Origin of the sequence: Anaerotruncus massiliensis (ex Togo et al. 2026) (genome assembly GCF_900199635.1) — a bacterium.
In the GTDB taxonomy this organism is placed as follows: Bacteria; Bacillota; Clostridia; order Oscillospirales; family Ruminococcaceae; genus Anaerotruncus; species Anaerotruncus massiliensis.
The window spans coordinates 1863442-1877346 of sequence record NZ_LT962687.1; the positions used below are offsets into that span (position 1 = coordinate 1863442).

At 64.3% G+C, this 13905-nt stretch carries 11 protein-coding genes; 7 read left to right on the forward strand and 4 right to left on the reverse strand.

The genetic code is table 11. The features are described 5' to 3' along the window. Window positions 1-46 precede the first annotated feature (46 nt). Complete coding sequence (locus C1A13_RS09245; RefSeq protein ID WP_101551312.1) at window positions 47-1195, reverse strand: ABC transporter substrate-binding protein; 1149 nt, start codon at window positions 1193-1195, stop codon at window positions 47-49. Window positions 1196-1262: 67 nt separating this feature from the next. Then, window positions 1263-2192 carry a 4-hydroxy-tetrahydrodipicolinate synthase gene (gene dapA, locus C1A13_RS09250; protein WP_101551314.1) on the reverse strand — a complete coding sequence of 310 codons (930 nt, stop codon included), beginning with the start codon at window positions 2190-2192 and terminating at the stop codon, window positions 1263-1265. 268 nt (window positions 2193-2460) lie between these two features. Here dapA and C1A13_RS09255 point away from each other — a divergent pair, with 268 nt between their 5' ends. The 4 genes from C1A13_RS09255 (at window position 2461) to C1A13_RS09270 (ending at window position 6519) form a co-directional block, all read left to right on the forward strand. After that, the gene (locus C1A13_RS09255) at window positions 2461-3219 is read left to right on the forward strand and encodes an amidohydrolase family protein (protein ID WP_101551316.1); all 759 of its coding nucleotides are present in this window, start codon (window positions 2461-2463) and stop codon (window positions 3217-3219) included. Window positions 3220-3234: 15 nt separating this feature from the next. After that, window positions 3235-4320 carry an iron-containing alcohol dehydrogenase family protein gene (locus C1A13_RS09260; protein ID WP_101551318.1) on the forward strand — a complete coding sequence of 362 codons (1086 nt, stop codon included), beginning with the start codon at window positions 3235-3237 and terminating at the stop codon, window positions 4318-4320. Window positions 4321-4441: 121 nt separating this feature from the next. Continuing rightward, complete coding sequence (locus C1A13_RS09265) at window positions 4442-5170, forward strand: FadR/GntR family transcriptional regulator (RefSeq protein WP_101551321.1); 729 nt, start codon at window positions 4442-4444, stop codon at window positions 5168-5170. Between the two features lie 59 nt (window positions 5171-5229). Beyond that, entirely contained in the window at window positions 5230-6519 is a 1290-nt protein-coding gene (locus C1A13_RS09270; RefSeq protein WP_101551323.1) for a lactate racemase domain-containing protein, read from the forward strand. A 162-nt stretch (window positions 6520-6681) separates the two neighbouring features. Here C1A13_RS09270 and C1A13_RS09275 read toward each other — a convergent pair whose 3' ends face one another. Next, complete coding sequence (locus C1A13_RS09275) at window positions 6682-8655, reverse strand: LacI family DNA-binding transcriptional regulator (RefSeq protein ID WP_101551326.1); 1974 nt, start codon at window positions 8653-8655, stop codon at window positions 6682-6684. A gap of 353 nt (window positions 8656-9008) precedes the next feature. Between C1A13_RS09275 and C1A13_RS09280 the strand changes: the two genes are divergently transcribed. The 3 genes from C1A13_RS09280 (at window position 9009) to C1A13_RS09290 (ending at window position 13219) form a co-directional block, all read left to right on the forward strand. Next, a complete protein-coding gene (locus C1A13_RS09280) occupies window positions 9009-10244 on the forward strand; it encodes an amidohydrolase family protein (protein ID WP_101551328.1) in 1236 nt (411 codons plus the stop codon). Between the two features lie 127 nt (window positions 10245-10371). Further along, window positions 10372-11769: a uracil-xanthine permease family protein gene (locus C1A13_RS09285; protein ID WP_101551330.1), complete on the forward strand. Its 1398-nt coding sequence runs from the start codon at window positions 10372-10374 to the stop codon at window positions 11767-11769. 130 nt (window positions 11770-11899) lie between these two features. Further along, a complete protein-coding gene (locus tag C1A13_RS09290; RefSeq protein ID WP_101551332.1) occupies window positions 11900-13219 on the forward strand; it encodes a replication-associated recombination protein A in 1320 nt (439 codons plus the stop codon). A 249-nt stretch (window positions 13220-13468) separates the two neighbouring features. Here C1A13_RS09290 and C1A13_RS09295 read toward each other — a convergent pair whose 3' ends face one another. Then, on the reverse strand, window positions 13469-13882 hold the full coding sequence (locus tag C1A13_RS09295; protein ID WP_101551334.1) for an EamA family transporter: 414 nt from the start codon (window positions 13880-13882) through the stop codon (window positions 13469-13471). Window positions 13883-13905: the final 23 nt, after the last annotated feature.

The following is a 13905-nucleotide window of genomic DNA, read 5'->3' on the forward strand; positions in this document are numbered from 1 at the left end:
CCCCGCGCAGCGCCCCCGGCGCGTGGGAGAGGTTCACATGGTCCGGTCAGCTGTTGAGGTCGACGTACTCGACCATCGTGGGCACCTTGTCGAGGATCTGCGCGATGACGCAGCCGTGGAGCAGGTTGCCCTTGTCGTCGCACTTGTAGCTGCCCTCGGGGAGGGTGAGGCCTTCGGTGGCCGCGAGCGCGTCGCGGACCGCCTGCGGGTCGTCGGAACCGGCGCGCTCGATCGCGTCGGCGAGCACGTAGGTCGCGCTGTAGTAGGTCGCGGCATAGAGCTCGGGGGCGTAGCCGTACTTATCGGTGAACTTCTTGGTAAAGTCCGCGGTGATCTGGTCGTTGCTCGTGGAGACGAAGTCGGTGACCGAGTACCAGCCCTCGACATATTCGGGTTCGAGCAGGTTGAGCACCTGGTCCATAACGACGCCGGCGGAGGCGATGACCGGGACTTCGACGCCCAGCTCATAGAGCTGGCGGGCGGTCAGGGCGACCTCCGCGTCGTCGGTCCAGGAGATGATGCAGTCGACGTTCTCGCTCTTGAGCTGCATGATCTGGCCGGTGAGGTCCTTGTCGCCCGCGTTGTGGCCGACGGCGACGTAGGGCACGCCCGCCTCTTCCAGGTAGGCGATGATGACGTCGCGGCCGCCGGTGCCGAAGTCGTTGTTGTTGAAAGAGATGCCGATCTTGGTGGCGCCGAGCTTCTCGATCGCGAACTTGGCGGCAACCTGTCCGTTGATCGTGTCAGCGGGACGGCAGCGGAACATGTACGGGTTGCCGGCCTCCTCGAGCTTGGGGCTCGTGCCGCCGGTCAGGAAGGCCACCTGCGCATTCTTATAGAGCTCGTTGGTCGCCATGGCGTTGCCGCTCGTGTGCGGGCCGATGACCGCCGCGACGTCCTGGGTGAGGATCTTGGTGACGACGTTGACCGCGGTGGTCTGGGTGTTCTGGTCGTCCTCGATCGTATAGACGAGCTTCTTGCCCAGCACGCCGCCGCCCGCGTTGATCTCCTCGAGCGCCAGGTCGACGCCCTCGCGGGTGCGCTGGCCTGCCAGCGGGAAGTTTCCGGTGAGCGCGCAGCTCAGGCCGATGAGGATTTCGCCGTCGGTGGCGGGGGCCGCCGCGGTGTCGCCGCAGGCGCCCAGCATGGCCGCCACCATCATCACTGCCAGTAGGATTGCAAGATGCTTTTTCATTTTCTTTCCTCCCGTTACTTGTTCTCTTTCCACAGCCCCGCCTCCGCGGGGCCAAAATCACATCGGATCAGGAGAGCTTGCCGACCTTTTTCAGCACGTCCACGAGGACCGCTTTCTCCTCGTCAGTGATGGGGGCGAGCGGGCTTCTGGCGGGGCCGACCTTGATGCCGGTCACGAGCTCGATGGCCGGGCGCATGATCGAGTTGGGCAGGATGCGGCCGTTCTGTCCGCAGCTCTTGCAGAAGCGGTAGAGCGGGACGAAGAGCTCCTTGGCCTTCTCGTTTTCGCCGGCGGCGAACGCCTGCATGATCGCGCGGATCTCGTGTCCGAAGATGTGCGCGCCGCCCGAGACGATTCCCATGGCGCCCTGCACGATGGTGGGCAGCAGCATGATGTCGTCGCCGTTGAAGATGACGAACTCGGGGTTGACGTCCTCGGTGGCGAGGAAGTAGTCGGTGACCTGGGTCGGGTTGATGCCCGCCTCGTCCTTGATGCCGATGATGTTGGGGATCTTGGCGAGCTCATGGACGGTGGGGGCGTCGATGTTGATGCCGACGAAGATGGGGATGTTGTAGAGCAGGATGTTGACGCCGACGCTCCCGGCAATCGTCTTATAGTGGTTGTAAACGCCCGGCTGGGTGGGTTTGTTGTAGAAGGGGCAGACGACCATGCACAGGTCGATGCCGAGCTCCTCGGCTTTTTTGGTGAGGGCGACGGTCTCCTTGGTGGAGGCGCAGCCGGTGCCGGCGATCACGGGTTTGCGGCCGGCGCTGACGCGGACGGCGGTCTCCATGAGCTTGACGCGCTCATCGAAGGTGCAGAGGCTCGCCTCGCCGGTGGTGCCGGTGACGATGAGGGAGTCGCACAGGTCGTTTTTAATGAGGTATTCGATCAGATCCTCATAGACCTTGTAGTCGATCTCTTCCTTCTCGTCGAAGGGGGTCACCAGGGGCAGGAGAATCTGCCCGTATTTCTCGGAAAACTCTTTTCTCGTCATGCTGCGTTCCTCCTAAATTCTGTTTGACATCAGCGCCCCGCATTGCTTATCGGGTTATAATGTTATCTGACATCTTGCCTCCATTATATTCATGCTGCAAAGGCATGTCAATCACCATTCGGAAGATTTGTCGTAAATCATTAAAATTAGTGGATATTTTTTGTCGATAGAATACATTTTACCCCCTTGACACGCCATTTGCGCGTTGCTATAATGAGTGCAGATATCAGACAACCTTATATCCAACCAATTACAACGGAGGACGCCTATGATACTCGACGCCCACTGCCATCTCGGACGCGACTGCGTCTACGACTTTGAAGTGACCGAAGAGCTCCTGCTGCGCACCTTCTCGGAGAACGGCATCGATGGCGGCATCGTCCAGCCCTGCATCACCCGCCCCTACCTGGCCGACGCCCGCGAAGCCCACGACCGCATCCGCCGCCTCTGCCTCGCCCATCCGGGGCGCTTCTGGGGCATGGCCTCCCTCAGCCCCCACTACACGCCGGAGGACTACTATGAGGAGGTCCGCCGCTGTGTGCGGGAGCTCGGGTTCGTCGGCGTCAAGCTGACCCCCAACGGCCACGCGGTCGACCTCATGAGCCGCGACGCGCGCACCGTCTACGAGACGGCCCGCTCCCTCGGCATTCCGGTCATGGTGCACACCGGCATGGGAATCCCCTTTGCGGACCCCGCCCGCCTCTACCCCCTCGTGCGCGACTTCCCCGGCGTCAAAACGGTGATCGCCCACGCGGGCTCCGATTTCTTCACCGTGCAGGCCATGCAGCTCGCGAAGGCGTTCGACCACGTCTGGCTCGAACCGAGCGGCGTCGGCATCGAGGGGATCGAGGGCTTTCTCGCGGAGCTGCCCCCCGACAAGCTGATGTTCTCCACCGACGTGCCGGTCCAGGCCGCCGGGGAGCTGCTCAAATACCGCCGCGCCGTCAAAAGCGGGGCGGCGCTCGAACAGATCTTTTCCAAAACGGCCATTCAGGTGTTCGGGCTCAGCCCGGACGGCAAACAATAAAAGGAGTTGGTTTCAATGAGAGACGGAGCCCAGATCATCCTCGGCGCCGGCAGATACATCCAGACCCCGGGCGCGGCGGCGCTGGCGGGCCGCGAGGCGAAGCTCTTCGCCGACCGGGCGCTCGTCGTCGCGGGGCGCACCGCGTGGGAGATCGCGGGACCCGACGTGAAAAAGGGCCTGCGGGAATCCGGCGTGGAGTACAAGGTCCACCCCTTCTCCGGCTTCTGCAGCGAGACGACGGTCGGTTCGATCGTCGCCGACGCGCGTACATACGGCGCGAAACTGGTCATCGGCGTGGGCGGCGGCAAATGCATGGACGCCTCCAAGCTCGCGGCCGACCGGCTGGGCGTGCGGGTCGTCACAGTGCCGACGACGGCGGCGACCTGCGCCTGCTACGCGACCGTCTGCATCAAATATGACGACACCGGAACGCCCGACTGCAACGAATACTGCAGCCAGCCGGTGGGCGCCGTGTTGGTCGACACCGACCTGCTCTCCCGCCGCTCCCCCTCGCGGATGCTCGCGGCGGGCATCGCGGACGCGATGGCCAAATACCCCGAGATCGACTTCAGCATCCGCTTCGTCAAGGGCTGGGACATCACGATCATGCCCGTCTCGGCGCTCCAGGTGGCCAAGTCGAACACCGAGAAGTACTTTGCCGACGCGGCCGAAAGCGTGCGCGACGTGGCGGCCAAGCGCCTCACCCCGGTCGTCGACGACATCCTCTTCACCAACCTCGCGCTGACCGGGCTCACCTCCCAGCTTTCAAGCGGCAGCAAGCAGCTCGCGATCGCGCACGGCCTCTACGACGCGGTGAGCAAGCTCTATAAGCCCCAGCGCGCCAGACTCCTGCACGGCGAGATCGTCTCGGCGGGCATCCCGGTACAGCTCGCGGTCAACGGCTACTCGGAGGAATACATCGAAAAGAACATCCGCTTCCTGAAGGAGCTCGGCACCCCGACCTGCATCTCCGACCTGGGCATCGAACCGACCGGAGAAACCCTCGAAGCGGTCCTCGACTTTATCTTCACCAACGTGGGCATCGATGAGCCCGGGCTCCAGCGGCAGATCCGCAAGGAGTTCGCGCGCGTCATGAAATAGCCACAATTTCCCTGCCGAGGCTTGATGAAAGCGGGAGCGGGTGTTATAATGGAGGCGGATAAACCCCCTCCCGGTTGTCGGATGATAGGACAGGAACGGACGGCGGGAGGCGGCGAGCGCGATGAAGGTGGTGGGAACGATGAAACCGATCGAACGGATTTCGATCGTCGATCAGGTGATCAACAACCTGAAGGACTACATCGTTGAACAAAACGTCGCCGTGGGCGACAAGATGCCCACGGAAAAGGAAATCTGCGAGATGTACGGCGTGGGGCGTTCGACCGCGCGTGAGGCCTACCGGATGATGCAGGCCATCGACATGATCGACGTCAAGCGCGGCAAGGGCGCCTATTTCAAAGGGGTCCCCAGCGAGCGCACCGACGACAGCTGCGTGGCCTGCTGGTTTAAGGAGCACGGCCAGCGTCTGACGAGCATCATGGAGGTGCGCATGGGCATCGAGACGATGACCACGCGGCTTGCCATCCAGCGGATCAGCGACCGGCAGCTCGAACAGCTGCGGGTGATCCACGACCTCTTCATGCAGAGCGCCAAGGCGCGCAACTATGTCAAGATGGCCTTCTACGACGAGGAGCTCCACCACAAGATCGCCGAGGCGAGCGGCAACGAGCTGCTCATCCGGATGGAGAAGATCATCGCGGAGTGCATCGTGGATTACCGTGTGCAGACCTACCTGCTGCCCGACAACGCCGACCATGCGATCACCACCCACGAGGCCCTGATCGGCGCGTTTGAAAAGCGCGACGTCGAGGCGGGCGTCGCGCTGATGACCGAGCACATCGAAAACTCCCTCGAGGACATGGAAGCGATCGTGCAGGAAAAGGAATCCTGAACGAACCCGTCCCCGCCGCGGCCGCGGCGGGGATTTTTTTACCGGAACGGAGGAACGGCATGGACGTCTACGGCGAGATCCTGCGGGGGACCGCGCTTCCCCGCTTTTTCCCCCTGCGCCAGCGGTTTGACCGCGCGGAGGTCCCCGACGCCGGGGAGGCGGTGCGCCGCACCCTTTGCGAGGCGGGCGTGCTCGAACGCCTTCGCCCGGGGGACACGGTGGCCCTCACGGCGGGCAGCCGGCAGATCGACCGGCTCCCTGAGATTCTGCGCGCCCTGGCCGAAGCGGTGCGGTCGCGCGGAGCCCTCCCCTTCCTCGTGCCCGCGATGGGCAGCCACGGGGGCGCGACCGCGGAGGGGCAGCGCGCGCTGCTCGCCCGCTACGGCGTCACCGAAGAGACGGTTGGCGCGCCGGTGCGCTCCTGCATGGACACGGTGGAGGTCGGCCGCCGGGCGGACGGCGTCCCCGTGCGCATCGACCGGCTCGCGGCCGAAGCCGACTGGATCGTGCCGGTCGGCCGCGTGAAGCCCCACACCGACTTTCGCGGCCGGGTGGAAAGCGGCGTCATGAAGATGCTCGTCGTCGGACTCGGCAAGCGGTACGGCGCGGACCTCTGCCACAGCGCGGGCTTCTCCCATATGGCGGAAAACATCTGGGAGTGCGGACGGGTCATCCTGCAAAACGCGCGCGTCGCCTTCGGGGTGGCGCTCGTGGAGAACGCCTGCCACCGGCTGCGCGTCGTGGAGGCGATCCCCGCGGAGCGGATTCCCCTGCGTGAGCCCGAACTGCTTGAACAGGCCAAAGCTCTCATGCCGCGCATCCCCTTCGACCCGCTCGACGCGCTCTTTGTGCGCCGGATGGGCAAGGAACTGAGCGGCGCGGGCATGGACCCGAACGTCACCGGGCGCTCGGTGCAGCTCGGCGTCGGCCCGCCGCACGCCGCGCGCCTCGCGGTGCTCGATCTGACCGCCCATTCGGCGGGCAACGCGGCGGGCATGGGCAACGCCGACTTCATCACCGAGCGGCTGCGGGGCAAGATCGACTTCACGCCGATCTACGTGAACGGGCTGACCTGCCGCGACCCGGCGGGCATGCGGATGCCCTGCGTGATGCCCGACGACCGCTCCGCCCTGCTCGCCTGCCTGCACACCTGCGGCGCCGCCGGGCCGTTCCGCGCCGTGCTCATCGAGGACACGGCGCACATCGAAACGCTGTGGGCGTCGGAGGCGCTGCTCGCCGAAGCGCGGGAGAACCCCGCCCTCACGGCGGCGGGCCCGCCCCGGCCCCTCCCCTTCGACGGCGAAGGGTCGCTCGGGACGCTCGCCTTCCCTCTTGCCGAACAGCTCTAGAAAAGGGTCGCTCGGGACGCTCGCCTTCCCTCTTGCCGAACAGCTCTAGAACGCGCGAAAGCGCCGGGGATTTCTCCCGGCGCTTTCCTTGTTTTTGAAGTTTTTCCCACAGCCGCATAAAACACCCGGGCCCCCGGCGTCGGCCGGAGGCCCGGGTGTTTTCTATTTCTTCGTGGGCGGGCGGCGGCGCGCCGTGCGCACCCACGATTTTTCGAGGTTGCCGGCCGTGATCAGCACCGGCTCCACGACGACATAGGAGGGCAGGTGCTTGCCGAGCAGGCTGCTCGCGGCGGCGAGCCCCAGGTAGCGGCCCATCTCGTACGCCTGCGACGAGACGATGCCGATGACGTTCTGGTTCATGAGGAAGAGGCGCGCGATCTCGTCGTTGATCTGGGTGGTGACGAGCAGGATATCCTCACGGCCGATCGACTGCAGATATTTCTGCGCCGTGAGGGTCGCGTCCGCGCTGAAGATGTAAAGCCCCTCCGTCTCGGGGTGGGCCTCCAGCGCGTCCCGCACCACCGACAACGCGTTCTGCTCCCGGATGAAGTCCTTGCGGAAGACGATGTCCAATTGGGGGAAGTCCTCCGTCACCGTGCCGATCGCGGACATGTCCCGCTGGCGCGCGGTGAAGTTGATGTCCGCGTTGCAGACAAAGCCGATCTTGCGCTTTCCCCGCCGGATCATTTCGGAGGCGAGCAGCCTGCCGGCCAGCCGCCCCTTCTCCGTCTCGTTGGTCGCCACACAGGTGGCGTAGGCGTATTCCGGCAGGTCGGGCGGCACGTCCACGCCGAGGATCAGCTTGGTACGCTCGGCCGAAAGCGAGAGGAACCGGTCGCGCAGCGCCGTCTGGTCGTTGGAAAAGCTGATGATCGCGTCGGGGGCGAGCCGCACGAGCTCCTGGAGCTGCATGTCCCGCATGCCGACGCTCCCCTTCGCCTCCGCCACCTCGAGCAGCGTCATGTCGAGGCTGGCCAGCGATTCCCGCACCCCCTGCAGCACGAGCTCCGAGAACATCGTGCCCGCGCCGTCAAGCGCGATGCAGGCGGTAAAGCGGCGGGAGCGGATGCGCCCGAGCTCGTCCTCCGAAAGCTCGAGCAGCTCGGGGCGCGCCGCCGGTCCGCCCGACGGCGCGCGTGCGAGCGACCGGGTGCTGCCGCCCGGCAGGAAGGAGGGGAGCAGCAGCGTGCGGCTCTGGTCCATCCGCTCATTGAGCAGCGCCCGGACGACCGCGTCGGCCAGCTGGGGCGCGCCGAGATCCACCCGCGTCAGGTCGGGACGGCTCTCCTCCATCGCGTAGAGCCCGCCGATCGCCACGAGCGAGACGTCCCGCGGGTAATCCAGCCCGCGCCTGCGCAGGCTCGCGGCGGCGTGCACCGTCGCCCACGTCCCGGCGGCGGCCACCGCCGTCAGGCCCGGATGGCGCGCGAAATGCGCGTCCACCGCCGCCTGGGCGGCCTCGTTCCCCTCCTCCACGGCCCGCGCGATGTTCAAAAAGCGGGAGGGCCAGTACTCCAGCCCCCGGTCGGCAAAGAGGGCCCGCGCGCCCGCGCGAATCTCCTCGGTGACGTCGATGTTGTGGATGCTCGTAAAGATGGTGATCTCCCGGTGTCCCCGGCTGATCAGGTGGGAAAGCGCCATCCGCACCGCCTGCCGGTAATCGAAGGAAACGGCGCAGGAATTGCCCGCCGGGGGCGGCGCGCTGCTGAGGAAGACGGTCGGCACCTCATAGGGCGGCGCCTCCCGCCTGGCCGGCGGGACCCGCACCGAGGTGTGCACGACGCAGAAGCTCAGCCGGTGGAACCGCTGGAGCGCGCGGAGCTCCCCGTCCGGGATCGTCTCCGGCGCCGCGATGAGCACCAGCTGGATCTTATGCTCCGCCAGCCGCTGCTCCAGCAGGCCGAAGAAGTCCGCGCAGGCGCACATCCCCGTGCCGTGGGCGAAAAAGCCGGCCAGCCGGATTCCCCGCAGGCCGTAGCGGTCGTATTCCCGCAGCGGGCGATATCCGAGCTTTTCAATCGCCGCGCGCACCCGCGCCGCGGTCTCCGGCTCCACACGCCGGGTCCCGTTGAGCACGTGCGAAACCGTCGCCGCGGAAACGCCGCTTTCCCGCGCGACCTCACGGATCGTTACCATACAGCCGCCTCCTTCGTGAAAACTACACAAATCATACTTTTAGCATAATCTCTCACGCGCGCATTGTCAATTTGGGAGTTGTGCCGAAACGCCCCCCGGCCGAAATTTCGCCGTTTTGACCGCGCGGACCCGTCGAACTTTTACAAATTCACCACGAAACTGGTAGATTTTTTCGATTTTGTTTTCTTGTTTACGCAAACATGTGTACGCATTTATTAAAAATCGGCTTAATTTTACAAATTTTAAGTGCAATTTTTACAGAAAATCATTTGACAGCACCCCGTCATCTTGCTATGATGAAGTAGAAAAGCGGCCCTGAGACCGCTGAAAAATCGATTTGAGGAGGAACCCCTATGCTGCTCATCCGCAATGCGAACATTGTGGGGCGTGGAATGTCCGATATCCTGATCGGAGACGACGGAAAGTATCTCGAGATCAAACCGGAAATCCGCGCCGAAGGGATCGAGAACTGCGAAGTGATCGACGCCCGCGGCATGCTCGCCGCCCCCACGTTCGTCAACACGCACATGCATTTCGACAAGGCCTACACGGCGCTTCAGGGCCGTGAGAGCTCGGTCGAAACACTGGAGGACTCCATCCATATCATGCACGACTTCAAGCGGCATTACACCGTTGAGGAAGTCAAGGCCCGCGCCGAGCGCGCGATCCGCGAGTGCGTCATGTTCGGCACCACCAAGCTGCGCACCAACGTCGACATCGACAACATGGCCAACCTCGTCGGCCTCGAGGGCGTCCTCGCCGCGAAGGAAGCGACCAAGGACATCTGCGACCTCCAGGTCATCGCCTTCCCGCAGGAGGGCATCTACGCCAACGAGGGCACCGAGAAGCTCATGTGGGAAGCCATGGAGATGGGCTGCGACATCGCCGGCGGCATGCCCGCTGCCGAGTGGCTCCCCGAGCTCGCCCGCAAACACGTCGACCTCGTCTTTGAGATCGCCGAAAAGTACAACGTCCCCATCGACATGCACATCGACCAGTCGAAGGACATGTTCGACCGTTCCCTGGAATACACCGCCTGGCTCACCCTCCAGAAGGGCTGGGGCCCCCGCGTCACCGGCGGCCACTGCACCTCGATCACCTACCAGAACCAGTCTCACGCGATCAAGGTTATGAAGCTCATCAAAGAGGCCGGAATGAACATCTGCACCAACACCCAGGTGCTTGCGATCATGGGCATCGACGCCGAGCCCCGCACCCGCGGCGTCACCAGAATCCGTGAGATGGTAGAGATGGGAATCAACGTCGCCACCGCGCAGGACACGATCTGCGACGGTTTCCACCTCTATGGCACCGGCGATCCGCTCGACTACGGTCTGGTGGGCGCTTATACCGCGCAGTACAACACCCCCGGCACCGCGAAGACCATTTTCGACATGCTGACCACCAACTCGATGCGCATCTTCGACCCCGACGCCAAGTACGGGATCGAGGTCGGCAACGACGCGGACCTCAACATCCTCGACGCGGACAATATCCAGGAGGCGCTGCGCACCCGTGCGTCCCGCCCCTATATCCTGCGTCACGGAAAGGTCATCGCCTCCTTTGAGCGCAAGGCGGCGCTGCTCTGAGACTCCGGAATAAGGTTTGACAAACCCATCCGCTTCGCCTAGTAAGACAGCAGAGGCAAAGGCGCCGCGGGAATAAAAACGTTATTCGCGGCGCCCTTTCTCTAATTTCAGGAAAGGAAGTCGGCTTATGTACAATCCGGAACAACCCATTTTTGAGACACAGCCCGACAGTACCGTCAAGGTATCCATTGGCGTGGAGGAGAACCCCAAGAGCTGGTGGCAGACCCTCTTCTTCGCCTGGCAGATCACCCTCGTCGACTTTACCCCCTTCATCTGGGCCGGCATGTTCGTTTCCCTCGCGGGCCTGCCCGACACCGTCGTGCCGGTCATGATCAAGACCTGCTTCCTCGCAATGGGCATCGGCACCCTGATCCAGACCACCATCGGCAACCGTCTGCCGATCGTCCAGGGGCCGTCCTCCTCCGTTCTGACCGCCATGGGCGGCGTCACCGCCACCTACGGCTTCCCCGCAATGTGGGGCGCGGTCCTCGTCGGCGGCGCGCTCGAGGCCGTCATCGGCTTCTCCCGCGTGCTCGGCAGACTGCGTAAATTCATCCCGCCCGTCGTCACCGGCTCGGTCGTCGCGACCATCGGTTTCGTCGCGTGCAAGATCGCCGCGGGCTGGATTTTCTCCTCCCACGAGCCGGTCTTCCTGATTCTGGCGGCGGTCGCCTTCCTCTTCGCCCTCTTCCTCAAGTTTAAGGGCAAGGGCCTGCTCTCCCAGGGCTTCGTCCTCATCTCGGTCCTCGTCATCGGCGTCGTCATCTCGTCGATCGTCGGGATCTTCGACTGGGGCAAGGTCTTCGCGGAGGATTGGTTCGCTCTGCCGACCATCTTCCCCTTCCGCAACTTTGAGGGCATTCCCAGCGCGGCCGGTTCTCCCGTCGTATTTACCTTCGCCGCCATCCTCGCCGGCTTCACCGGCTACATCGGCTCGATCTTCGAGTCGATCGGCGACTACGCCGCGACCTGCGCCGTCTGCGACCAGGTCTACCGCGTCAAGCACATCAATAAGGGCATCTTCGCGGAAGGCCTCGGCTGCATGTGCAGCGGCCTCCTCGGCGCGCTGCCTGTCACCAGCTACACCCAGAACATCGGCATCCTCGCCGCCACCGGCGTGGCTTCCCGCCGCGTCACCCGCGTCGCCGCCGTCATGTTCTTAATCTACGGCCTGTCGCCGAAGCTCGCCATGCTGCTCGCTTGCATCCCGCGCCCGATCGTTGGCGCCGTCTTCCTCATCTCCGCGAGCATGATCATGTTCTCCGGCATCGACGTCGTCATCTCCGAGACCCGCGACGTCCGCGGCAACCTCATCGCAGGCACCACCCTAGGACTCGGCGTCATGATGCCCGTCTTCTTCTCCACCACCGGCGCGGAGTGGGCGGCCACTTTTGACCCGTTCCTGAAGATGTTCGTCAACAACAATATTTTCATCGCGGTGGTTTCCGGCGTCCTGCTCAACATCCTGCTCAACATGATTCTCAAGGAGCGCAAAGCCACCGGGACCCCCGCGCAGAGCGCGTAATTACGATAAACTCCTACTCTACCTTCTCACACAGACAGCGAAAAGCCCCGCCCGGAAACGGACGGGGCTTTTCGTAACCTCTTTTCAAACCGGCGCGAAAGGGCTATACTAAGGAAAAGGCGGTGATCGTATGCGTCAGCAGTCCCTCTTTGAAAGCCGGGAGCCCGAGGCCCCTCTGGCCAGCCGCCTGCGCCCCGAAACCCTCGAGGAATTCGCGGGGCAGCGGCACCTGCTCGGCGAGGGCAAGGTCCTGCGCCAGCTCATCGAGAGCGACCGGGTCTCCTCGATGATCTTCTGGGGGCCGCCCGGCGTGGGCAAAACCACCCTCGCGCGGATCATCGCGCACAGGACCCAGGCGGAATTCATCGATTTTTCCGCCGTGACCAGCGGCATCAAGGAGATCAAGGAGGTCATGGCGCGCGCCGAAACCGGGCGGCGGATGGGCGACCGGACGATCCTTTTCGTCGATGAGATCCACCGCTTCAACAAGGCCCAGCAGGACGCCTTCCTGCCCTTCGTCGAGCGCGGGAGCATCGTGCTCATCGGGGCGACCACCGAGAATCCCTCCTTCGAGGTCAACTCGGCGCTGCTCTCCCGCTGCAAGGTCTTTGTCCTCCAGGCGCTTTCGGAGGAGGACCTCTTTTCCCTCCTGCGCCGCGCCCTCTCCGACCCGCGCGGCTTCGGCGGGCAGGAGGTCGACTTCCCCGACGAGCTGCTGCGGATGGTCGCCGCCTTCGCCAACGGGGACGCGCGGGTCGCGCTGAGCACCCTCGAAATGGTCGTGCTCAACGGCGAGCGGCGGGACGGGAAGGTCACGGTGACGAGCGGGACGGTCGAGCAGTGCATCAGCAAGAAGTCCCTGCTCTACGACAAAAACGGCGAGGAGCACTACAACATCATTTCCGCGCTGCACAAGTCGATGCGCAACAGCGACCCCGACGCCGCCGTCTACTGGCTTTCGCGGATGCTCGAGGCGGGCGAGGACCCGCTCTATGTCGCGCGGCGGCTCATCCGCTTCGCGTCGGAGGACGTCGGCATGGCGGACAGCCGCGCCCTCGAGATCGCCGTGGCCGCCTACCAGGCAAGCCATTTCATCGGCATGCCGGAATGCAGCGTCAACCTCACCCACGCGGTCGTCTACCTCTCCCTCGCGCCCAAATCCAACGCCCTCTACCTGGCGTATGAGAGCGCCAAAAAGGACGCGCAGAAGATGCTGGCCGAGCCGGTGCCCCTTCAGATCCGCAACGCCCCCACCCGCCTCATGAAGGAGCTCCACTACGGCGAGGGCTACCAGTACGCGCACGACAGCGAGGACAAGCTCACCAACATGCAGTGCCTGCCCGACTCCCTCGCCGGGCGCAGCTACTACCGCCCGACCGCGCAGGGCTCCGAGGCCCGCGTCCGGGAACGCATGGCCCAGATCGCCGCGTGGCGCCGGGAAAACACCTGACCAGATCCGAAAAAGCGGCCGCCTTTGGCGGCCGCTTTTTCCTGTCAGGCGCGCCGGGCGGCGGGTCAGCGGCCCTTCCCCGCGCGCTCCTGCCCGGCAAGCTCGCCGCACCTTCCATTTCCACCGTTGGGAACGCACCGGAGGGGCGCGATAAAAAGCCGCGGCCGCAAACAGGCGCGCGGTAAATCTAAAGCCCCGCCGGGGGTGGAGGAGCGCAAAAATGCCGCCCGAAGGCGGCATTTTCCAAGATCAGAGCACCATCAAAAGGGTGCCGCCGGTGATGAGCACCGCGCCGATGACCGATTTGACGCTGACCGCCTCGTGCAGGAAGATGAAGGCCATCACGATCGTGATCACGAGGCTGAACTTGTCGATGGGGACCACCTTGGAGACCTCGCCGATCTGGATGGCCTTGTAATAGCACATCCACGAGGCGCCGGTGGCGAGCCCCGAAAGGATGAGGAAGAGCATGCTGCGCTGGGAGATGTCGCGGATGCCGTGCTGGGAGCCGGTGAGGAAGACCATCCCCCACGCGAGAAGAAGCACGACCACCGTGCGGATGGCGGTGGCGAGGTTGGAATTGACGTTTTCGATGCCGATCTTGGCAAGGATGGAGGTCAGCGCCGCGAAGACCGCCGAACCGACCGCGTAGACAGCCCACATATAAGATTCTCTCCTCAATGCTA